Source organism: Methanothermus sociabilis (genome assembly GCF_055392295.1).
Genome location: NZ_AP042467.1, coordinates 771,919 through 794,608, shown reverse-complemented (window position 1 = coordinate 794,608; position 22,690 = coordinate 771,919). Strand labels below are relative to the sequence as shown.

At 31.4% G+C, this 22,690-nt stretch carries 17 protein-coding genes and 1 CRISPR repeat array; of the genes, 9 read left to right on the top strand and 8 right to left on the bottom strand.

What is annotated here, in order from left to right; translation table 11 throughout:
• Positions 1–7: 7 nt before the first annotated feature.
• The 6 genes from cas1b (at position 8) to ACZ5LY_RS04350 (ending at position 6,860) form a co-directional block, all read left to right on the top strand.
• Positions 8–979, top strand: a complete 972-nt coding sequence (cas1b, locus tag ACZ5LY_RS04375) for a type I-B CRISPR-associated endonuclease Cas1b (RefSeq protein ID WP_464577058.1) — start codon at positions 8–10, stop codon at positions 977–979.
• A gap of 81 nt (positions 980–1,060) precedes the next feature.
• The gene (gene cas2 / locus ACZ5LY_RS04370) at positions 1,061–1,324 is read left to right on the top strand and encodes a CRISPR-associated endonuclease Cas2 (protein ID WP_013414201.1); all 264 of its coding nucleotides are present in this window, start codon (positions 1,061–1,063) and stop codon (positions 1,322–1,324) included.
• A gap of 105 nt (positions 1,325–1,429) precedes the next feature.
• Positions 1,430–2,470: direct repeats of the CRISPR family, unit length 30 nt; unit sequence GTTTTAAAATAGACTAAATAGTATGGAAAT.
• Positions 2,471–3,532: 1,062 nt separating this feature from the next.
• Complete coding sequence (locus ACZ5LY_RS04365) at positions 3,533–4,123, top strand: L-threonylcarbamoyladenylate synthase (protein WP_464577056.1); 591 nt, start codon at positions 3,533–3,535, stop codon at positions 4,121–4,123.
• Positions 4,124–4,957: 834 nt separating this feature from the next.
• On the top strand, positions 4,958–5,560 hold the full coding sequence (locus ACZ5LY_RS04360; protein ID WP_048060596.1) for a DedA family protein: 603 nt from the start codon (positions 4,958–4,960) through the stop codon (positions 5,558–5,560).
• Between the two features lie 2 nt (positions 5,561–5,562).
• Positions 5,563–6,366, top strand: a complete 804-nt coding sequence (locus ACZ5LY_RS04355; protein WP_464577053.1) for a hypothetical protein — start codon at positions 5,563–5,565, stop codon at positions 6,364–6,366.
• 14 nt (positions 6,367–6,380) lie between these two features.
• Positions 6,381–6,860 carry a DUF2299 domain-containing protein gene (locus ACZ5LY_RS04350; protein ID WP_013414197.1) on the top strand — a complete coding sequence of 160 codons (480 nt, stop codon included), beginning with the start codon at positions 6,381–6,383 and terminating at the stop codon, positions 6,858–6,860.
• Positions 6,861–6,862: 2 nt separating this feature from the next.
• Here ACZ5LY_RS04350 and ACZ5LY_RS04345 read toward each other — a convergent pair whose 3' ends face one another.
• The 4 genes from ACZ5LY_RS04345 to ACZ5LY_RS04330 form a co-directional block, all read right to left on the bottom strand.
• Positions 6,863–7,354: a transcriptional regulator gene (locus tag ACZ5LY_RS04345; protein ID WP_464577051.1), complete on the bottom strand. Its 492-nt coding sequence runs from the start codon at positions 7,352–7,354 to the stop codon at positions 6,863–6,865.
• A 12-nt stretch (positions 7,355–7,366) separates the two neighbouring features.
• A complete protein-coding gene (locus ACZ5LY_RS04340) occupies positions 7,367–8,104 on the bottom strand; it encodes a KaiC domain-containing protein (RefSeq protein ID WP_464577049.1) in 738 nt (245 codons plus the stop codon).
• 454 nt (positions 8,105–8,558) lie between these two features.
• On the bottom strand, positions 8,559–9,338 hold the full coding sequence (locus tag ACZ5LY_RS04335) for a sulfite exporter TauE/SafE family protein (RefSeq protein ID WP_464577047.1): 780 nt from the start codon (positions 9,336–9,338) through the stop codon (positions 8,559–8,561).
• 196 nt (positions 9,339–9,534) lie between these two features.
• A complete protein-coding gene (locus ACZ5LY_RS04330; protein ID WP_464577045.1) occupies positions 9,535–9,780 on the bottom strand; it encodes a V-type ATP synthase subunit K in 246 nt (81 codons plus the stop codon).
• Between the two features lie 351 nt (positions 9,781–10,131).
• Here ACZ5LY_RS04330 and cyaB point away from each other — a divergent pair, with 351 nt between their 5' ends.
• The 3 genes from cyaB to ACZ5LY_RS04315 all read left to right on the top strand — a co-directional run bounded on the left by cyaB (position 10,132) and on the right by ACZ5LY_RS04315 (position 16,511).
• Complete coding sequence (cyaB, locus tag ACZ5LY_RS04325) at positions 10,132–10,680, top strand: class IV adenylate cyclase (RefSeq protein WP_464577043.1); 549 nt, start codon at positions 10,132–10,134, stop codon at positions 10,678–10,680.
• Positions 10,677–11,573: a cobalamin biosynthesis protein gene (locus ACZ5LY_RS04320; protein ID WP_464577041.1), complete on the top strand. Its 897-nt coding sequence runs from the start codon at positions 10,677–10,679 to the stop codon at positions 11,571–11,573. The genes cyaB and ACZ5LY_RS04320 overlap by 4 nt, the downstream gene beginning before the upstream one ends.
• Positions 11,574–11,735: 162 nt before the next feature.
• The gene (locus tag ACZ5LY_RS04315; protein WP_464577039.1) at positions 11,736–16,511 is read left to right on the top strand and encodes a cobaltochelatase subunit CobN; all 4,776 of its coding nucleotides are present in this window, start codon (positions 11,736–11,738) and stop codon (positions 16,509–16,511) included.
• Positions 16,512–16,690: 179 nt separating this feature from the next.
• On the opposite strand, the gene ACZ5LY_RS04310 is transcribed toward ACZ5LY_RS04315, so the two are convergent.
• The 4 genes from ACZ5LY_RS04310 to ileS are packed head-to-tail and all read right to left on the bottom strand — an operon-like array spanning position 16,691 to position 22,538.
• Positions 16,691–16,819 carry a hypothetical protein gene (locus ACZ5LY_RS04310; protein ID WP_281034183.1) on the bottom strand — a complete coding sequence of 43 codons (129 nt, stop codon included), beginning with the start codon at positions 16,817–16,819 and terminating at the stop codon, positions 16,691–16,693.
• A 2-nt stretch (positions 16,820–16,821) separates the two neighbouring features.
• Complete coding sequence (locus tag ACZ5LY_RS04305; RefSeq protein WP_464577037.1) at positions 16,822–17,238, bottom strand: diacylglycerol/polyprenol kinase family protein; 417 nt, start codon at positions 17,236–17,238, stop codon at positions 16,822–16,824.
• 19 nt (positions 17,239–17,257) lie between these two features.
• Entirely contained in the window at positions 17,258–19,414 is a 2,157-nt protein-coding gene (gene purL / locus ACZ5LY_RS04300; RefSeq protein WP_464577035.1) for a phosphoribosylformylglycinamidine synthase subunit PurL, read from the bottom strand.
• A gap of 13 nt (positions 19,415–19,427) precedes the next feature.
• Positions 19,428–22,538: an isoleucine--tRNA ligase gene (gene ileS / locus ACZ5LY_RS04295; RefSeq protein WP_464577033.1), complete on the bottom strand. Its 3,111-nt coding sequence runs from the start codon at positions 22,536–22,538 to the stop codon at positions 19,428–19,430.
• Between the last annotated feature and the right edge of the window lie 152 nt (positions 22,539–22,690).

The following is a 22,690-nucleotide window of genomic DNA, read 5'->3' as shown; positions in this document are numbered from 1 at the left end:
GATTTCGGTGAAAGATCCATTATATATAACTTCCAATGGGATATTATCCCACCAGGGAAGTACATTATACTTCATCAATAAGGATATTAAGAAACCTCTCCCAATAAATCGTATAAATGAGATAAACTGTTATGGTAAAGTTTCAATTAAATCAGGAGCATTATCTATATTGATGAAGAAGGGAGTACTTGTTAATTTTTTCAATAAGTATGGTTATTATGAGGGATCTTTGTACCCACGTGTGCAGCTTAACTCAGGACTTGTCGTAGTAAAACAGTCAGAGTATTATTTAGATCCCAAGAAGAGATCTGAAATTGCTAGGGAGATGGTTCTTGGCATTAAACATAATTTACTCAAATCATTGAAGTACTACAAAAAAAGAGGGAAGGCTGTTGACAGCTATATTGATATGATAGAGAAAGAGGTTGTAGAAGGAGATGTTGCGCAAGTAATGAGCAACGAAGGGCGGATGTGGAATTATTATTATCAAAGCTTTAACAGCATCCTTAAAAGATTTAAAATGGATAAACGAGAAATAAGACCACCGACAACTGAATTAAATGCATTACTATCCTTTGGTAATTCATTATTATATGTATCTGCACTATCTGAAATATATCATACTTATCTTCATCCATCTATTAGCTTTTTGCATGAACCTGCTGAGAGGAGATTTTCACTTGCTCTAGATATAGCGGATATTTTCAAACCTCTAATAGTTAGTCGAGTAATATTTAAAATAGTAAATAATAGCATGATTTCTGAGAAGGATTTTGATAGAGACCTTGGTGTAATGCTCAACGATAGAGGCAAACAAATTTTCCTTAGAGAATATCAGGCTAAGCTCGATACAACTATAAAACACCCCAAACTCAAAAGGAGAGTATCATATAAATATCTGATGAGGTTAGAGGCATATAAATTAATAAAACATGTCTTAGGTGATCAAAAATATGAAAGTTTCAAGGCATGGTGGTAATTAATTTAAATTCAAAACATTGAACAGATATCTTCTTTAGCGTTTTAGATTGACCAAATAGTATAGAAATAAGGTGATTAGATGTATTTACTGATAGTATACGATGTTGACGTCAAAAGAGTTAACAGAGTTCATAAATTTTTAAAAAGTTATCTCCATTGGAGACAAAACTCTGTATTTGAGGGTGAAGTGAGTAAAGCACAGTTCAATGAGATAAAAACAAGTCTCAAGGACTTAATAGATGAAACTCGTGACTCTGTGATGATTTATAAATTTCCTAGTAAAAAGTATGTTTCTTTATATGTTCTTGGAATTGAAAAAAACACTATTGATTTTATACTTTAAGTCAGTCTTTATAAATGAAACTCATTATTAAGGGTAGACTTATAAGCATGTTAAGACAAAACATTTTTATATTGTATTCTGCCTAAAAACAAAATAATCAGTTCGGTTTTAAAATAGACTAAATAGTATGGAAATTTTTTTTGTCTTTCACTTCAATACTGTATTTGCTTTTGTTTTAAAATAGACTAAATAGTATGGAAATCTTCTCAGCATTTTAAAGCTTCTTCTCTCTTTTCAAGTTTTAAAATAGACTAAATAGTATGGAAATAAGCTTTAGCAAGAGACTTATCTACTGCTGAGAAACGGTTTTAAAATAGACTAAATAGTATGGAAATAAGTCTTTTAAGCATTAAGCTGTCTCCCCTTCCCCTTTTGTTTTAAAATAGACTAAATAGTATGGAAATGCAAGAAGCTTATATCTCTCTCAAAGCTTCTTCCAGGTTTTAAAATAGACTAAATAGTATGGAAATCTGTTTCATTAAAGTAAAACGCAAATCCTGCGAGCTTGTTTTAAAATAGACTAAATAGTATGGAAATACAGCTCCTCTGCAACATAAGCAGCCATGTAGGTCAGCGTTTTAAAATAGACTAAATAGTATGGAAATGCTAGATCTGCATGGAAAGAAAGCGAAGGAGGAAAAACGTTTTAAAATAGACTAAATAGTATGGAAATTAATACAGTGTAACAGTAGTTACATTCCACGGAGGTGAAGTTTTAAAATAGACTAAATAGTATGGAAATTACTCTTCAGCTTCTCTACATCTTCTGTTTTTTTATCATCGTTTTAAAATAGACTAAATAGTATGGAAATGCAGTTTAGCTATAAATTATTTAATTTATGCATCTTCGTTTTAAAATAGACTAAATAGTATGGAAATATAAAGATCTCATGATACCATACTATACACAGATGAGTTTTAAAATAGACTAAATAGTATGGAAATATCTGTACTCTGTGTTCACTCCAGAGCCAGCGAAACTGTGTTTTAAAATAGACTAAATAGTATGGAAATCAAGGTCTAAGATAGATGAGTTGATGATTAAAGGGCTTGTTTTAAAATAGACTAAATAGTATGGAAATACGAAATATTTACAACCATGTGCAAATGAAGCTGGTTTTAAGATAGACTAAATGGTATGGAAATCGAAAAGAGGCTCAAGCAATAGAAATAGAAGTATACCATATTTTTTCCTGTGTCCATTGTCTAAAAAAAGTCCTGAAAAGGAGCTTGTTGAATTAAAACAGAACGAAAATCCATAATATGTATTTGTATCAGAAAATAATACATGATCTACTGATACTGGTGCACTAACATTTTCTATTAGGGTAGAAGGTACAATAAAAGTTTCAATTCCAAATTCACGTCCATCAGAAACACCTTTTCCATTTAATCTATAAAAATAACATGCTCCATCATGGCTTTCATGGTAATAGCCATTTTTTAGGCAATTTAGCAAAATATTTGTGTTGTTATGTGTTGTATATTCTTCATAAGGACATTTTTTGATTAAAAATGGAGAAATTGCATTTTTATAATAAGAAACATTTTTTAATCCTTTTTCAGATAAATACGCTGCTAAAGAATCTCCATAATATATTTTAGATTTATCATGATGCAGATTTCCATATTTTCTTAGTTTTATAAAAGGTAACGGGTCTGGTAAGCCTTCAATTGAAAATTCTTTTGTAATGGTCTCTTGATGTTTCACATTTCCCTCTTCAACATCTAATGAAAAGTTTATATCAATCAAAAAAGGATCATTACCATTTGTTTTCAAATAATTTATAATACAATTTGATTTAATACCTTTATTCTCATATTTTTTAGATATTTCGTTTATTTTTAATTCTATTATTTTTTTTGCGCTATCTGAACTATTTGTATAGCTGACATTGTTATCAATGACATTATATGCCATATCTTCAATAACTTTCCTTGCAATTATTGGTACATTGTTTTCAATATCATCTGCTGCATAAATAACATTTTTAGAGGATTTTTTGTTGAGAATTATTGAATTCTCCATATTTATAAACGAAAAAACAGCTGAAAGTAATAAAATTAAAGGTATTATTAGTAGAAAAGTCATATTACTTATTATATAACCTCTTTCCAAATTTTCACCCCTTTTTTTAATATTTTAAGTTTTGAAATAATTTTTTATAAAATTATAATATTTAAAATAGAGTAAATAAATTTATAGTTATGAAAATAATTAAATTAGATCCTTATAATCCAAAAACAAAAGTTTTAAATGAAGTCAGGAGAATGTTAGCCGAAGGTAAAGTAATTATATATCCTACAGATACATTATATGGCCTTGGAGCTAATGCATTTGATGAAGATGCTATAAAAAAAGTTTATTCAATAAAAAAAAGATCTTTTGACAAACCTATTTCTATCTGTGTTCCAAACATGCGTTGGATTCGTAAAGTTGCTTATTTAAACGATAAACAAAAAGAAAAGATTTCTAAATTATTACCAGGTCCATATACTATAATTTTAGAAAAAAAAGATATAATTCCGGATGTATTAACTGCTGGAAAGAAGAAAGTCGGAATAAGAATTCCAAAAAGTAAAATTTCAATAGAATTAGCAAAAGAATTTCCAATTACAGCTACTAGTGCTAATATATCTGGTAGGGAAACACCGCCAACTGTTAAAGAAATAATTAAACAACTGAAAAATGTGGATTTAGCAATTGATGTAGGACCATTGCGTGGGGAACCATCTACGGTTATTGATTTTACAACTGATCCTCCAAAGATAATTAGGGGCTATTTCCATACTATTTAGTCTATTTTAAAAGCAATCCATATGAAGTAGACTTTGGTTATCCACACCAATTTCCATACTACCTAGTCTATTTTAAAACCGAACTGATTATTTTGTTTTTAGGCAGAATACAGTATAAAAATGTTTTGTCTTAACATACTTATAAGTCTATCTCTATTTCACTTATAACTTATAAGTTATAACTTATAACTACCTCTCCCTAATTCTCTCTAGCTATTACACTTGAAATTTACCTCCCTCTCTTCTTATTGTTGTGAAAAACAAATTTCCACTCTATCAGGGATTGAGAGAAAACAGAAAAAGTATTTATATAGATGAAGTATAAAACTAACACTTGTTCTAAAAAATATACACAACTCTCTCTTACTCTTTCTTTCTCTCCCCAATGCAATAATACTTAGAAAAAACTATATATACTTCTATCTTACAAGGCTGAAAGGGCCGGTAAGATTGTTAAGAAGGTAAATCCAAAGGGAACATCAAAAGGATTAACCTATAAGAATAAACTAAGAGATTATATATCAGCATGTAGAATATTGTTAAGGGGATGGGGTAGCCCTGATAGCCTGCCTGAGAGAAAACCTCTACTCAGAACTATCTCCTGTAGGGATATAGTCTCTGGGCAAGTTTTCTCTATGAAGTAGGAAGCTCCGTAGGGGGTAGCCCAAACCTGGGAGCATTAAAAGGATTAAAAAATAAGTTAAGAGATTATATATCGGCATGCAGATCCTAAAAAGGGGACGAGACAATCCCCATCGCATGTCTGAGAGAAAACTGATAGTTTCTGGGCAAGTTTTTTCTATGAGGAGTAGCTCAAAAAATTGGGGTGAAGAAATGGCAGGCATTGTTGAAACAATCGCTAACTTTATAATCTCGCTGATAGAATCAACAGGATATATTGGCATTTTTTTCACTATGGTACTTGAAAGCGCATGTATTCCACTACCTAGTGAAATTATAATGCCATTTAGCGGTTATGTTGCCTGGAAAGGAAATTTGAATTTATATCTCGTAGTTATGGCTGGAGCTTTAGGAAATTTAGTTGGGTCGTGGATTGCATATTTTGTTGGGATAAAAGGTGGAAGACCATTTTTGGAAAAATATGGTAAATATATTTTTATTACAAAGAAAAAACTTGAAATGGCTGATAAATGGTTTAAAAGATATGGACATGAAGCTGTATTTATAAGTAGAGTAATGCCAATTGTAAGAACATTTATTTCATTACCTGCAGGTACAGCCAAAATGGATCTAAAAAAATTTAGTATTTATACTTTCATAGGTTCTATACCATGGTGTTATATGTTAGCATATGTAGGTTATTCATTAGGTCCACATTGGAAATCGGTGGTTGAAATATTTCATAAACTTGATTATATTGTTGCAATAGGTATCGTAATAGTTATAATTTATATTATAGCTAAAAATAGGGGTTAAAAATGATATTATCCACAGATTTACTTCTTTCTCTTATAGTTATCGTAATTATTTTTGGAATTTCTGTAAATACAGTTGATAATTTAATAAAAAACACAAGTGATCAATATTATAGATTTAATTTAGAGAGACAAGTAAGAGGAGCAGTAGACATTCTCGTAAATACCTATGGGACTTGGAATTCAAGCGATGTAATACCTGGATTAAAAAAAGAAAATAGTGGGAATGTCTTATCTTTTAAGAAAATTTTAAAATTAAAAGAAAATTATGATGAATTAATTGGAAAAATATTGCCAAATACGACCACAAGCTTAATACTTTATCCAAAAAATGGAGGAAAAATTGTAATTAAGGATGATCCACCTATTTCTTCTCAAGAAGTTGTGGTTGTAAATAGAACCGTAGTGTGTGATTTTTTTGCAGATTGTGTTGTGGTAAAGATTGATGCAAACAAAACAGATTCTGAAGTAGGCCCTATTCCATCAAAAATTTCAAAACATTTTTCTGTCACTACTTCTGAACTTAATCAATACAATTATTTTTTAATATCAAATGCAAGTAATATTTTGTGGAATTTAAATACTGTGGAAAATCCTAATAATGATTTCAATTCAGAAAAATTTTATAATTTAAACGATAGAATAAAATCAATGGTAAAAAGTGAAAAGCAAGTAATCTGGTTAAATTTAAATTCAATACCAGATGACAATGTTTATATTGTGAAAATAAAAAAATCAATTCTACTAGATCCACCATATTTTGAAAATCAGGTATGTGATTTTGTTTTGAAAGTATATAAAACATAGGGTGTGTAAAAAATATGGAAATCAAGGAAAAAATTAGAGAATGGTTATTAGAGGAAGATATGTATAAGGAAGAAATGAGTGATAAATCGGCAAATTTTCATTTTTTAATTGAATGTCCTCCAGGACATTACATGGATGTCATACAACCTCTTGGAAAATCAGATGTGATTATTGTTGGATGTGCTACGAAAGTTAGTCCAGAACATGTGCAAAAACTTAGAGATTTAAACAGGAAAGAACGTAGGGAATTTATGTGGGATATAAAATTTTCATTGAATAAATTTCTTGTTGATTTTGAAATTCAGGAAAATGACGATGTATTGCAGGGTTATGTTGTTAGAGACGTAATATATAAAGATGGTTTAAGTAAAGACAAGTTGATGTCTACCATAAAGAGGGTGTTTAAGGCAAAACTCCATGTTTTGTGGAAAATACATAAAGAATGTGGTGAAGATATTGAAAAAGGTAAAGAAAGTGACAGAATGTACGTATAATATTATTTTATGTCCTCCAATATTTCTTCCAATTTTTCCCTGACTTTTTCTAGTTTTGTGTTGAGTTTTTCATTTTCTTTTTTAAGTTCCTCTAATTTTTTATCTAATTCTTTAACTTTTGATAATTTTGATTCTAATTCTTCTTTTCTAACAGTAGTTTCTAAAAAATCTTCCAACTCTGACATGTCTAGTTTTCCTTCTTTTATCATATTATAGGTTTCTCTGACTAATTTTCCAGCCTTTGTTTCACCCTTCACATGTTTTCTAATTGTTTGTTCTGTTCTTCCTAATTCTTCCGCTATTTCCCTTACAGTGTACCCTGCTTTTTCTCTTGCTATGCTCCCTGAAGCAACAGCTAAAGATTCAACCCAGGTAATTCTTTCTCTAGGATCCTTTATTAATTTCAAAATTTCGGGTCTAAACAATGTTCCTAACACTAAAACATGTTCTAACTTATTTATTTCAGTTTTTGATGTAGGCACTAATGGAATCATAACTAACACCTTTCATCTAATTTTTAATACTTTATCTGAGTGTACATAAATTCCTTTATCAGTTATATCAAATGGACGTCTTTTTAAAGAATGATTGGTTCCTCTCATTTTCCAAACGATCAAACTTCTTTTTAATTCTCCTTTTATTTCATCTAAATCTAACCTTATAATTCCATCAACAGCATGCTCAACTCCAGGGCCTCCAAATCCTCTCTCTCCAACAGAAATTTGAGATGTAAAAATAGCAGTGCATCCTAAACCGGAAATGACCCTCTTTAATAGAAACACTGTTTTTCTGGCCATCATTGGTTTATTTATGTAGAGGGTAGTTACGGAATCAATTCCTACTCTTTTAGCTCCAATATCATTTATAGCAGTTCTTAAAACATCGATTAATTCTCTTTCATCGTTTGGATCCTTTACTATATATTTTTCTCTTTTTGCAGCACGTCCTATTCCAGATGTAAATGCATCAACTATGACAAATTTTTCTTCTTCTTCAAGTTCTCTAACATCCCATCCAAATTGTTTCATATTTTCCTTGATTTGTACAGGATGCTCTTCTAATGCTACTAAAATCCCTGGCTCATTATACTCTTTAACACCTTTATATAGAAATTGCTGACAAAATATTGTTTTTCCAGTGCCTGGACCACCAGACAACAAAACTATATTTCTTTCAGGTATTCCTCCATGTAATATATCATCCATTCCAGGAATTCCGGTTTTTACTTTTTTCATGTTTTTCATGTTTTGTCTGCCCAACTTAATAAATTTTTTTATTTTAATATTTTTTCAGAATTAAACAGATTTCCACTCTATAGGGATTGAGAAATAAGAAAAAGTAGTTAATATAAATGAAATATAAAACTAGCACTTGTTTTAAAAAATATACATAACTCTTCTTTTACTCTTGTTCAATTTTAATCCTCTTTAATGTTTTTTATCAAGCCATTTGTTCTGTTTTACACACAGATCTTTAATATATGAAACCATTGCAGGACCGCTAGAGGTTGTAAGTCCGGCTTGAATAATGGTAAAAATAAATGAAGGACAGAAGAGGTCTTTGAATCTGATTTCACCATCATGCCCTCACTTTCAATTTTTTACTCATTTGTGGATTAGTTACCTCTTAATATCCCAGTTCCTACAAAGTTTTATCCCTAGAATCACATCCTATTCACTTTATTTATCTCTGTAGTGGTTAAATAGCGATGCCAAAGTAAATTAATATATATTTCAAAGAGACATAGAGAAATAAAAGACCAAACAAGATTTTTAAGACATTGGATTTAAATTTCGCTACTAATTTTGCTCCATAAATCGCTCCAATCGCTGTACCAATGCCCAAAGCAATCGCTGCTGGAATATTAACAACTCCTTGGAATAATTTGTAGATGGCACCAACCAAAGCTATCCAGACAAAAGCAGCCATAGAAGTACCGATAGCCAACTTTATCGGAGATCTCAAGAATAAAGTATACGATGGGACAAGAGCATAGCCTCCTCCTAAACCAATAATACCAGTTAAAGTGCCAATAACTGAACCTATAATCGTTTTAGAGAGAGGCGTCCCTGGAATTTTTTGCACTTGTTCAACTTGCTTAATTTTGGCGAATAATCCCTCATAAAGCATTCGTAAAGAAACAAAAATGAAAGCGATACCAACAATCAAATCAATCAGGTTACCATGATTTTTGATGTAGCCAAAAATAATTGAGCCGATAATTACTCCTAAAATTCCTGAATAACCGGTTAAAAGCGCAGTTTCTTTATCAACATTTTTCATTTTGATATGCTGAAAGGCACCGGAACCGGCAGTAAAAACCACAGCAGTTAAAGTTGTTCCTACCGCAATAGCCGGATCAAAATGGAAACCAAAACGAATTACTGGCATCATTATGACACAACCACCTGTGCCCAAAAGTCCACCTACAACTCCTGCTAGAAGACCGGTAATAAAATAGATAATATAATAGATCATAGTTTTCACTACCTTTATTTTTGTTTATATGATAATTTACCCAAAAAGTTTGGATGTCAGGGAAAAGACAGCCCCAGATAGCCTGCCTGAGAGAAAACCTCTACTCAGGACTATCTCCTGTAGGGATATAGTCTTTGGGCAAGTTTTCTCTATGAATCAGGAAGCTCCGTAGGGAGTAGCTCAAAATAGAAGTAGCTTATCCACCCATCATTCCTGAAAACATTATCAACATTATAGCAATAATGAATCCAAAGATTGTGTGAGTTTCTGGTAGAGCTGTAAATAGGAGGCTTTTACCAAATGATCCAGGATCCTCAACTATTGCTCCAACTGAGGATGATCCAACTATTCCTTGTCCTACTCCAGCTCCTAAACCTGCAAAACCTATTGCTAGACCAGCACCTATTGCTATAATTCCTGTAGCTAACGTTGCTTTAGGCATAAACTATCACCTTTTTTCTATTTCCATACTATTTAGTCTATTTATAAAACCAACTGATTATTTTGTTTTTAGGCAGAATACAATATAAAAATGTTTTGTCTTAACATACTTAATAAGTCTATCTCTATTTCACTTATAACTTATAAGTTATAACTTATAACTATCTCTCCCTAATTCTCTCTAGCTATTACACTTGAAATTTACCTCCCTCTCTTCTTATTGAAATTGATTTTCTCTCTCCAACGCAATAATACTTAGAAAAAACTATATATATTAAAATAAAAAATGAAAATTATTCGTCTCATGCATGTTTTAAATAGACTAAATAGTATGGAAATTGAGGAGTAGCTCATGGAAGTCGAAGTGAAAGCCCATGTTAATAATTTAAAAGAAATTGAAGATAGGTTAAAAAAATTAGGAGCAGAAAAAATTGAGGAAATATATCAAGAAGATATTTATTTCAATGCTCCAGACAGAGACTTTTCAAAGACTGATGAAGCATTGAGAATTAGAAAGATCGAAAATGAAAAAACTAAAATAATTTTAACATATAAAGGTCCAAAAATAGATAAAATTAGTAAAACTAGAGAAGAGGTTGAAGTTGGTATAGAAAATTTAAAAAATATGGTTGAAATACTTAAATTCCTTGGTTACAAAGCAGTAGCAACAATAAAGAAAAAAAGAAAAATTTACAAGTTTAAAGATTTTGAGATTTGTCTTGATGATGTATATAAAGTTGGTAAATTTATTGAAGTTGAGAAGAATGTAAAAAATAAAAATAAAATTAAAGAATATGTGGACCATGCCTTTAAAATTTGTAAAAAATTAAATATAAAGAATAATTTTGAGAGAAGGTCATACCTTGAGCTTTATTTAAAAAAGAAAAGGCACCAACAATGAATTTTTTAATTATTTTGTTTTTTGCGATAATATTGGATTTAATTGGAGAACTTCCAACTAGAATTCATCCTGTTGTTTGGATTGGTAAAACTATAGATTTCTTATATGTAAGATTACCAAATAAGAAAATTTCAGGTGTTATAATCACTTTCCTCACTTCTATACTTTATATAATTCCACTTTATTTCATAGCTTTTCTTCCAATGTTTTTACAAATAATTCTTTATTCAATAATTTTATCTTCTACGTTTTCAATAAAATTACTTATTAAATATCCATTAGAAGTGAAAAAGAGGTTGGATGATATAGAATCTGCACGCAAAAAAGTATCTGAAATTGTAAGTAGAGATACAAGTGAATTATCAAGGACACAAATTATTTCAGCGGCCATAGAGAGTTTAAGTGAAAATATTGTGGATTCTGTAGTGTCTCCGATTTTTTATGCATTGTTTTTTGGGATATATGGTGCAGTATTTTATAGGGTTGTGAATACACTTGATGCAATGATTGGATATAAGAATAAAGAGTATAGAGAAATTGGATGGTTTCCAGCGAAATTAGATGATATACTTAATTTTATACCTGCACGGATCACTGGAATGTTAATAGTCTTTACTTCACTACTTTTAAATATGGATTGGAGAAATAGCTTTAAAATAATGTTAAGAGATTCTAAGGTTCCTGACAGTCCAAATGCAGGTTATCCAATGGCAGCCACTGCTGGTGCATTACAAGCAAAATTAGAAAAGCCAGGCCATTATGTTTTGGGAGATGACGGGAAGTTAAATGAAAATTCAATAGATAAGGCTGTCAGGCTGGCTGTAGTTTCCATAATTTTGTATTTGGCTATAGTTTCAGCATTATTTTCCTCGCTTATAACTTATAAGTTATAACTTATAACTATCCCCTCTCTGATTATCTCTAGCTATTACACTTGAAATTTACCTCTCTCTTCGTTATTGAAGTTAATTTTAATTATTTTAATTGTTAATGAAAAAACAAAAAATTTTAATATTATTACTAATGTTAAACATTTTATTGATGGAGGGAAATCTATGAGAAGAACAATTATTCTAATAACATTTCTACTGATTTTCTCCTTATTAGGGACTGCAGCCGCAGAGAATACTACAGATCATGAAAAAATAAACATATTAATTTTAAATCCACCTCACTATGCAAGACATTCGGTTGAAGCAACATATAAAATTTATGAAGAGTATCCTCAATATAAAGACAAATTCAATATCACTGTTAGGACTGGTGAACAGATAAGTAAAATGTCTTCAGATGACTTAACAGCAATGATAAAAAGTTCAGATATTATCATTGTAAAATCAATTGGTCATACTATGGAAACCTATACAAAACTTGTTAATACATTGAAAAGTCCAGGAGTCTTAACAAATGACAAACTTTTTGTGCATTTACGTTGTCCTGAAGGCGTTGATTCTGTAAAATTGTCTCAGATTGATGGTAAGAAAATATTTGAAGGAATTCCTGATCAGGATATATACAATGTCAGTGCTTATACTCAAATTTCTGACAATCCTCTAACGATGTTAAGCCAATATGTAAATAAATATCCACAAATACAAAAATGGGCAAAATTGTATTCATATTATTGTTATCCAAGTACAGAGAATGATAAGAATTTAATACTTTGTGCAATAGATATGTGGGCGAAATACAACAAAAAACCTGTGTATGTAAAATATGACGAGGTTAAAGTGTTTTCACGGCATGTAATTTACAGAAATGGAAAATTTTATAATAATTTAACAGAATATTTCAAAGATTATCCATTAAATCCTCAAAAACCAACTGTTGGAATTATAGAATTAGATAGTTATGTGGCACTAGGAGGTACAGCAGGAATTGATTCATTAATTGAGAAATTGACAACTAAAGGTTACAATGTAATACCTGTTGTTGCTAGATATGGTTATGAAACATATGCAGGCATTGTTGAATTTTTCACAACTGCAAAGTCTGTAAAGGAGTATGAATCAAATCCAGATTCTGTAAAACCAGTTGTAGATATAATTTTAGCACCACATACTTACTTACTTGGAGGACCAGCCTCAAAAAATGTTGTGGCATTATTACAACGTCTAAATATTCCTGTTATAAAAATAATTCAAATTGAAAGTAGAAGTGTTAAAGATTGGTTAATTTCTGATGATGGCTTAACACCATGGAGTAGAGACGATATAGCAGGGCAATTAGTGTTCCCAGAATCACAGGGACTGATAGAGCCTATTGCTATTGCAGCACTAGATAAACGTGTAGATCCTTTAACTGGTTGTGAATTGAGTTCATATTCTGTAATTGATGAAAGAGTATCTAAAGTTGTTTCTAGAGTTGAAAAATGGTTACAATTGAAAATTAAACCAAATAAAGATAAAAAGATTGCAATTATATATGAGAATGGTGTAGGAAAATGGAACATAGGAACTAGTTATTTAAATCTTCCAGAGTCTATCATTAACATACTTAACAAATTAAAGGAAGCAGGATATACAATTGACAAAATACCAAATGTTGAAGAATTTGTTGAAATTTTAAGAACTAAAGGCATAAATGTGGCACCATGGGCACCAGGAGAACTTGAGAAACTTGCTAATAATTCGATATTGTGGGAAGCAGAGAAATATAAACGATGGTTTAGCAGTTTAAATCCAATAGCTCAAAAGTATGTTGTGGAAGGTCCTCTTGGATATATAGAAGAAATAATAAAATTTGCTCTGAATTATAGTAAAAAGGATCCAGGTATTCTCAGCACTGCAACAAAAGTCCTTGACAAATGGTATAAAGAAATGAGAGATTGTATAAAGATGTGTCCTAATAAATCACAAAGAGGATTAGAAATACTGGATAAAATTGTAAGCACATTGAGATCAATAATAAATGGCACGAGCACATGGGAAGAATTCTATAGGATGAAAAAAGAGTTCATGCTGTTAAATATTACAGGACTTGCAGGTTGGGGAGAGCCTCCAGGCAATCTGATGACTATAGTTAAAAATGGAACAAAATATATTGTTATACCTGGAATTATTATTGGAAATGTATTCATTGGGCCAGAACCAATATTAGGTTACGAAGGAAATCCAGATGCTTTGTTACATGCGTTGATACTTCCTCCACATCACCAATATCTCGCATTCTATGCTTGGATAAATAAAGAATTTAATGCAGATGCAATGATTCACATTGGTGTAGACACAACTTATCAACATCTTCCTAGAAAGCAAACAGCATTACTAGATTTTGATTTCCCAGATATAGTTATTGGAGATACACCTAACATTCATCTATACAGAGTCGACAACGTGGCTGATGGATTATTAATAAAAAGAAGAGGTTATGGGGTAATAATAGATTACTTAACACCTCCAATGAAGTTGTCAGGATTATACGGAGACTTATTAAATCTTAAAACATTATTAGAAAATTATAAAAAAGCTATAGATGAAAATCTCAAAAAGGCATATATACAGGATATAAAGAAATTAATAGAGAGATCTAAAATTGAAATAAATACTAATTTAAGCGATGAAGAATTAATCAAAGCATGCTCAGATTACTTAATTAAAATTGAAACAACATTGATGCCCTATGGATTACATACATTTGGAAAAGAATGGACTGCAGACGAAATAGCTGAAACTGTAGCTTCAATGTTAAGTATAGATGGTGGAGTTGACAATCCATCTATTATAAGGTTATTGGCACAGGAAAAAGGAATTTCATATGAAAATATAACACCTGAGATGTTTGATGAACTTTATAACCAAGTGAAGGCATGGATAAAAGACATATTGTTAGGAAAAAATATCACAGTTTCACAAAATATCACAAAGAAATTAGAATTAGGAAAAGATCTCATCGACAAATTGAAACAAAGTTTTAATTCTGAATTAAATTCATTGTTAAATGTTTTAAATGGTGGATACGTTGCTCCACAGATTGGTGGAGATCCTATTGTTAATCCCAATGTCTTACCAACTGGAAAGAACTTCTATGCAACAGATCCAACATTGATACCAACACAATCTGCATATGAATTAGGAAAAAAGATTGCTGATTTAGCATTAAAAGAATATGAAAAGCCGCCAGAAAAACTGGCTGTCGTTATATTTGGAGTTGATGTAGCTAGAGACGATGGAGCAATGGTTTCATTTGTTTTAAGATTGTTAGGTGTGGAGCCAACCTGGGCAGCAGGGGGAAGAGTCTCTGGTATTAAATTAACACCACTAACAACTCTAAATAGGCCTAGAATCGATGCAATTGTCATGATTAGTGGTTTATTCAGAGATGCTTATGGACAGGTTGCAGTATTACTTGATCGTGCATTTAGATTAGCTCTTGCAGCATCTTATAATACAATAGCAAGACAATATAATGATACAATAGTAAAGGCATTAGATGCGGCAGTGAAACCATTAGTTGATCTAAAACTTTTAGTAAAAGGCGATGATCCAATAGATCAAAATTATGTAGCTAAACATTGGTTAGAATCTGTTCAAAAATATATAGCATCAGGAGTAGAACCTGAAAAAGCAGGAAATTATGCAATATTAAGGATAGTGGGCCCACCTGCTGGAGGATATGGAACTGGCATAAAAGAAGCTATAGATCAACCATGGACCTGGAAAAACGAGACAGATTTATCAAATATCTTCATAAATAGGATGAGTAATTTCTATTCAGAGACTACCTGGGGTGAGAAGAATACAGACTTATTTAAAGATTTATTGAGCGGAGTTTCAGGTATATATCAAGGAAGAAGTACATATGTAGTTGGCGTTGCAGAAAATGATGCTATGGCAAGTTATTTAGGTGGATTGGCAATGACAATAAGAGTATTAACAGGTGAAACTCCAAAAATTAGGATTGCTATAACTTCTAATAAATTTAATCCAGAAATACTTTCTTTAAGTGATTATATTGCAAGGGATCTCAGAACGAGATATTTCAATCCAGAATTTATTAAAGCATTGATGAGTGAAGGCCAGGCAGGAGCTTATAGGATTTCAACATTCATTGAATCTCTGAAAATTTGGCAGACTACAGTTCCAGGAGAGATTAGTAGTGATGTGTATAAGGAATTCATAGATGTGTATTTAAGAGATAAATATAATTTAGGCATTTCAAACTGGCTTAACAACAATCCATTTGATCAGATTCATTGGATAGGCACATTGTTAACCTTAGCACATCAAAATCGATTAAAATTAGATGCGAATACAATGAGATTCCTCATGAATAGATGGGCAGCTCTAATAGCCAGATATGGACCAGCATGCTGTGATTGCAGTTGTGGAAATATAGCTATGATAAGATGGGCATTAAACTATGTAAATCCAGATCTATTAAATTCAGTAAGATCTCAGCTATATATAGCAACAAAAAATGCTGCATTTGCTCCTTCAATCCCAGGAGCTCCAACAACACCACAACCTTCAATCCCTGGAATTCCAACATCCATTCCAGGAGCACCATCACAACTAGGAGCTCCAACTGCATTAGGAAGAGTAGGAATTGGAACTGCAGCAACAAGGGGAGTTTCACCAGGAATTTCAGGTCCTTCAGGTAGAGTTGGTGGTGAAATTGGTGCAAGAGGAGCAGCTCAAGCTGCTGGAGCAGCAGGTAAAGCAGGAATTACAGGTGCTGCAGCAGGTAAAGGAGCAGGAAAAGCATATGAGATTACACCAGTATCTAAAGGAATTGGAAAGCCAGGAATTCCATTCGCAGGAATAATCGGAGTTATAATATTGATTGCATTAATAGCAGCAGGATATCTATTGAGAAGGCCGGAGAAATGATTTTCTTATTTTTTTAATTTCTTTTTTGTCCAAAATGCAATAATATCTAGAAAAAACCTAATTTTCATGATAAATCTAAATGAAATTCATGTATTGTTGAAGAGTGGAGTAGCTTTGATTGTCTGTTTGGGAGAATGCCCTACTTAGGACTATATTTTTTCTTGATGAAGTAGGAAACTCTATGAGGAGTAGCTCAAAGCAATGCCAACAAAAAGAGGTATCGTTATATTATCTTCCAGTGGAAGATTTTCTGCCAATGCGCCCACCAATGCTGCAATAAATGCTCTTATTGGGTCAAGTATTATCATTGTCAAAAAAAAGATGTGAATAAAAATGTTAAGAATCCCTCCCATGTTTTTTCCCCAAATAGAAAAGGATGTTTTCCATAAAATCTACCAACTATTGTAGATAGGGCATCTCCAAAACATAGAACTATAATTGCAGCATTTATAATATCTTTATTATTAAATAAAAGGAAAGTTAGTCCAATCCCTATAAAAAAATAAATAAATCCCTTGTCTTTTTTATTTCTTCTACATGTTCTCAAAATTTTAGATATAAAGCTTAAATATACTCTTCTATCTAAATACCAAATGAAATACCCAATTAAGCTAAAAAGTAAGGCTATTGATCCAATTAAATAATTTGGAAAAAAATTTTCAAGTAAAATAAAGCATGCTCCCGAAGCATGTATTGTTTGCCTTATTACTTCTCTCTTAAAATTCATTTTTATCATTCTCAAGAGATTATACAACAAAATTTTCTATGACACCATAATAACTTTCCTGAAGTTCCTTAACACTTATGTTTATTATATCATTAATTTTAAGTTTTTTAGATGTAACTTTTCCTATTATTTTTGCTGGGACATTTATTTCTTTTATAAAATCATTTGCAACCGATTTATCTACGGTCATTATGTATCTTCCATGTGATTCTGAAAATAAAGTTTCGATTTTATCAATATTTTCTGATTTAGGCACTAAATCTAAATCTATTTTAGCGCCAATACCGCTTCTTATTGCCATTTCACTCAATGCAATAGCAAGTCCTCCCTTAGAACAGTCATGAATTGCAGTGATTTTATTTTCATTGTCTTTAGAAACAAGATTATAAATAGATTTAGCAGCTGCTATTTCATCTTGGATCCTTACCTTTGGGACTATCCCGCTGGAAATACCATGAACAACTTTATAATATTCTGAACCACCGAGTTCTTTGTATGTTTTGCTAACCATTATAATTTTATCACCTTTATTTTTAAATTCAAGGGTTCGAATATTATTTATGGGTACTTTACCTACAACGCCTACCACTGGTGAAGGATTAACAGCTATACCTTCAGTTTCATTATAAAAACTAACATTACCACTTATTACAGGTACTTTGAATTTTTTTGCAACCTTTGCCATCCCCTTGACACATTCTTTAAATTGCCAAAATATTTCAGGTTTTTCAGGATTGCCAAAATTAAGACAATCTACAATACAAATTGGCCATGCACCCATGGAGACAACATTTCTTATAGCTTCTGCAACTGATCCTGCACCACCATGATATGGACTTAATTTTGTATGGGCACAATTACTATCAACAGTGGCTGCTATAGCTGTTTTATCATCAATCCTTAATACTGCAGCATCATCTCCTGGTTTAACAATAGTTCTTATCTGTACATCATAATCATATTGATAATATACCCAACTTTTATCTGCTATATTTTGAGATGATAGAACCTTTTTTAAAGCTTCTTCTGGGTGAGGATGCTCTACATCAGGTATTTTAGTTTTAATCTTTTTTGGTTTTCTGGATTCTCTGTATACAACTGGAGGATTAGCCAATAAATCTGCAGGGATATCTGCTATAATTTTATTGTTTTTCTTTACAACTAACCTACCTGTATCAGTTACTTTACCAACTACAGCTGCAGCAGGTATTTCATGCTTCTTACATATTTTTAAAGCTTTTTCTACATACTTTGGTGGCATCACAAACATCATTCTTTCTTGAGATTCTGAGAGCATTATTTCATATGGAGTCATGTTCTTTTCTCGTAATGGAACCTTATCAACATATACTTCTGCTCCATTGTTACATTTTGCAACCATTTCTGAAATACAACATGTTAGACCGCCACCGCCAAGATCTTTAACACCTGAAACAGGTATTTTTTCCATTATTTCAAAAGAAGCTTCCATGACTATTTTTTTTGTAAATGGATCACCTATTTGAACTGCTGGACGATCTTCTATTTCTGATTCACTGGTTAATTCTTCAGAAGCAAAGGTTACTCCATGAATTCCATCCCTACCTGTTAGTCCACCCATTAAAAAGAATACATCACCTACATTGGGTGCAATTCCTCTTTTTATTTTCTTTTTTGGAACTATACCTATACACATTACATTTACAAGAGGATTTAATTTGAAGTTTTCATCAAATTCTACTTCACCTGCTACGGTTGGAACCCCTACTCTATTTCCATAATCAGATATTCCTTTAACAACGTTTTCAAATAGATAACATGATCTTTGATCCTCCAAATGTCCAAAATGTAATGAATCCAGAAGTGCAATTGGCCATGCTCCCATAGAAATTATATCACGCAATATTCCACCAATACCAGTTCCTGCACCACTGTATGGTTCGATTGCTGAAGGATGATTATGACTTTCTATACCTACTGCCAAAGCAAATTTTTTATTAATTTCGATTACACCAGCATCATCTCCAGGTCCAACAATAACTTTGTCACCTTCTGTTGGAAACATTTTGATAACAGGCCTACTACTTTTGTATGAACAATGTTCAGAAAACATGACATCTAGCATTCCATATTCCAGTGGGTTAGGATCTCGTCCTAGTCTTTTTTTTATGTATTTTAATTCAGAATTTGTTAGCAAATTTATCAGCAACCTATTTTTGTATGTAAATTATTACTTCTTCTCCATCAATTTCCCATGATTTTTTATAACCAGAACCAGTTCCGAAGTTAAATTGCTTTGCTCTAACTTCTTCTTTTATATAATCAAGGTGTTTCTGTACTAATTTTCTAAATCTATCGCTACATTCAACCGCTACATCAATTCTAGCTTCCACATGTAAATCAAGGTCTTTTCTCATACTCTGTATTCTTCTTATAAGTTCTCTAGCCATTGCTTCTGCCTCTATTTCTGGAGTAAGTTCAACATCTATGTACACCCTGCCATATTTAAATTTAGAACTAAATATATTTTCTGGCAGTTCTTCCTTGAATATTAAATCTTCTTTTTCTAGTTTGACAGTTCTACCATTTATTTCTATTTCATAAAAGCCATCTTCTTCTATCCTTTCTTTTAATTCGTTTGCATCAATTTCTTTAAGTTTGTTGAGTAATAGTGGCATGTCTTGGCGCAATTTAGGACCAAGAGTCTTATAGTTAACTTCTATTTTTGTTTTAGCTTTAGGGAATTTTGTATCATAGGTAATTGATTTTGTGTTACATTGATCGAGGAGAATGTCTTTAAGGTCTGAGATAGCTTCTTTAACTTTTTCATTGTTAGAAATGACATACAATTTTTTCATTGGCCATCTTAATTTATATTGTGCTTTATCACGTGCTCTTATACTAGCTTCTACTATATCTCTTACAATCTCCATCTTTTCTTCTAATTTCTGTGATATGAGTTCCTCTGAATATTCCCAATCTAGCATATGTACACTTTCAGGAGCTGCTGGATCAACACCCCTAACAATATTTTGATAAATTTCTTCAGTTATATGGGGTGTTATTGGTGCCATTATTGTAATTAATTGCTTTAAGACATTATATAATGCATAATATGCTCCTAATTTAATAGGATCGTCTTTTTCTATCCAAGTACGACTTCTAATTAATTTTACATACCATCTACTTAAATCTTCAACAATGAAATCATAAATTATTCTTGAGGCCTTGTGAAGTAGCAGATTTTCCATATATTCACTTACTTTTTTTGCAACTGAATTTACTTTAGATAATATCCATTTATCTTCTTTCTTAAGTTCAAATTCCTTACATTTGTGTGGGTTGAAGTTATCCAGTGACATATAAGTTGTTGCAAAAACATATACGTTCCAAAGTATGTTAAACATCTTATTTACGGTTTTAACTTCTTCCCATACAAATCTTAAATCTTCCCATGGCTTGTTTGCCCATAATAAATAAAATCTTAACACATCAGCACCATATTTTCTAATAACTTCTTCAGGTTCAACAACATTGCCTAAGGATTTACTCATCTTCCTTCCTTGTTCATCAAGTGTAAATCCATGCATTAAAACTTTTTTGTATGGAATTTTTTCATGGGCTATAACTCCACAGCCAAGTTGGGAATAGAACCATCCTCTGGTCTGATCATGACCTTCAGTTATGAAATCATATGGAAATAGTTTCTCAAAAAGTTTCTTTTCTTTTGGGTAATTTATTGATGCCCATCCAGCTACTCCAGAATCAATCCAGACATCAAGTACATCAGGTATTCTTTTCATCTTTCCTCCACATTCACATTTAAGAAATATTTTATCTATAAGAGGTCTATGTACAAAATCTCCTGAAAAATTCTTTTCAATAGCTTTTTCTTTTAATTCCTGTATTGAACCTACTACTGTAATTTTGTTACATTTTTCACATATCCAAATAGGTAATGGAGTTCCCCAATATCTTTGTCTTGATATTGTCCAATCTTCTGCATTTTTTACCCAATCTTTAAATCTACTCATGCCAGCCCATTCTGGGATCCACACAACTTTATCAATTTCTTCCAACATTTTATCTTTAATTTTTGTAACTGTTAAGAACCATTGTTTTGTTGCTCTATATATTATTGGAGTTTTACATCTCCAGCAAAATCCATATCTGTGTCTTATTGTTTCCTCTTTAAATAATAGATCCTTTGATTTAAGATCAGAAATTATATCTTTATCAGCTTCTTTAACAAATTTTCCTTTGTATTTACCAGCTTCTTTTTTAAATTTTCCAGATTCATCTACTGGGCAAAATATTTCTAAATTATATTTTTTACCAATTTCAAAATCTTCTGGACCATGACCTGGAGCTATATGTACACAACCAGTACCTTCAGAAAGAGTTACATGTTCACTAACAACAATTTTATGTTCATGATTTTTTTGGTATGGTACTTCTTCTTCAAGAGGATGCTTATATTTCATTCCTTCTAATTCTTTTCCTTTTACAGTTTTTAAAACTTCATAATTTTCAAATATTTTGTCAACTAAGTCTTTTGCTAGAATATATATATCTTTACCATTTTTCACATATGCATAATCAAAATCAGGATGTACAGCTACAGCAAGATTGGCAGGTAAAGTCCAAGGAGTAGTTGTCCACACTAATATATATTTGTTTTCTTCTATTGGAAATTTAACATAAATGGATGGATCTTCTGTTTCTTTATATTCAATTTCTGCTGAAGCAATAGCAGTTTCACATCTAGGACACCAAGTTATAACACGTAAATCTTTTTTTAATAAATCCTTTTCATGAGCTTTTTTTATTGTCCACCAACAGGATTCTATGTAATTTGGATCAAAAGTTATATAGGGATCGTCCCAGTCCATCCAAACTCCTAATTTTTTAAATTGTTTAGTCATTGCATTTTTATTTTCTATGGCAAATTTTTTACATTCACTCACAAAATTAGCTATTCCTATTTCTTCTTCAATTTCTTTCTTTGTTTTTACTCCTAACTTTTTTTCAACTTTATGTTCGATTGGAAGACCATGAGCGTCCCATCCAGGCTTCCTATTTACATTAAACCCTTGCATGCTTTTAAATCTGAGATATGTATCTTTTATAATTTTATTCCATGCTGTTCCTAGATGAATACGACCACTACAATATGGAGGCCCATCTAAAAAAGAATAAATTGGTCCATTTTTTCTATTTTCTTTTACTTTTTCATAAATATCATTTTCTTCCCAGAATTCCTGAATCTTCTTTTCAATTTCATGAGGTTTGTAAAATTTTTCTGCTTCTTTTATTGCCATTGTAGACCTCCTTAGTAAGAATTTCCAAAAATTAATAATGAAAAGAAAATTAATTGTAGGTAATTCAAAATTTAGATAAAGTTCTATTTACCATGCTTTTTGTTAGTAGTTTTAATTGACAAATATAAAAAACTTTCGGGTTTCATCCTTAA

Bases quoted from the DNA above. Each gene is read 5' to 3' on its own strand.
- cas2 (WP_013414201.1), top strand. From the start codon at position 1,061: ATGTATTTACTGATAGTATACGATGTTGACGTCAAAAGAGTTAACAGA.
- ACZ5LY_RS04365 (WP_464577056.1), top strand. From the start codon at position 3,533: ATGAAAATAATTAAATTAGATCCTTATAATCCAAAAACAAAAGTTTTA.
- ACZ5LY_RS04360 (WP_048060596.1), top strand. From the start codon at position 4,958: ATGGCAGGCATTGTTGAAACAATCGCTAACTTTATAATCTCGCTGATA.
- ACZ5LY_RS04355 (WP_464577053.1), top strand. From the start codon at position 5,563: ATGATATTATCCACAGATTTACTTCTTTCTCTTATAGTTATCGTAATT.
- ACZ5LY_RS04350 (WP_013414197.1), top strand. From the start codon at position 6,381: ATGGAAATCAAGGAAAAAATTAGAGAATGGTTATTAGAGGAAGATATG.
- ACZ5LY_RS04345 (WP_464577051.1), bottom strand. From the start codon at position 7,354: ATGATTCCATTAGTGCCTACATCAAAAACTGAAATAAATAAGTTAGAA.
- ACZ5LY_RS04340 (WP_464577049.1), bottom strand. From the start codon at position 8,104: ATGAAAAACATGAAAAAAGTAAAAACCGGAATTCCTGGAATGGATGAT.
- ACZ5LY_RS04335 (WP_464577047.1), bottom strand. From the start codon at position 9,338: ATGATCTATTATATTATCTATTTTATTACCGGTCTTCTAGCAGGAGTT.
- ACZ5LY_RS04330 (WP_464577045.1), bottom strand. From the start codon at position 9,780: ATGCCTAAAGCAACGTTAGCTACAGGAATTATAGCAATAGGTGCTGGT.
- cyaB (WP_464577043.1), top strand. From the start codon at position 10,132: ATGGAAGTCGAAGTGAAAGCCCATGTTAATAATTTAAAAGAAATTGAA.
- ACZ5LY_RS04320 (WP_464577041.1), top strand. From the start codon at position 10,677: ATGAATTTTTTAATTATTTTGTTTTTTGCGATAATATTGGATTTAATT.
- ACZ5LY_RS04315 (WP_464577039.1), top strand. From the start codon at position 11,736: ATGAGAAGAACAATTATTCTAATAACATTTCTACTGATTTTCTCCTTA.
- ACZ5LY_RS04310 (WP_281034183.1), bottom strand. From the start codon at position 16,819: ATGATAATACTTGACCCAATAAGAGCATTTATTGCAGCATTGGTGGGC.
- ACZ5LY_RS04305 (WP_464577037.1), bottom strand. From the start codon at position 17,238: ATGAATTTTAAGAGAGAAGTAATAAGGCAAACAATACATGCTTCGGGA.
- ileS (WP_464577033.1), bottom strand. From the start codon at position 22,538: ATGGCAATAAAAGAAGCAGAAAAATTTTACAAACCTCATGAAATTGAA.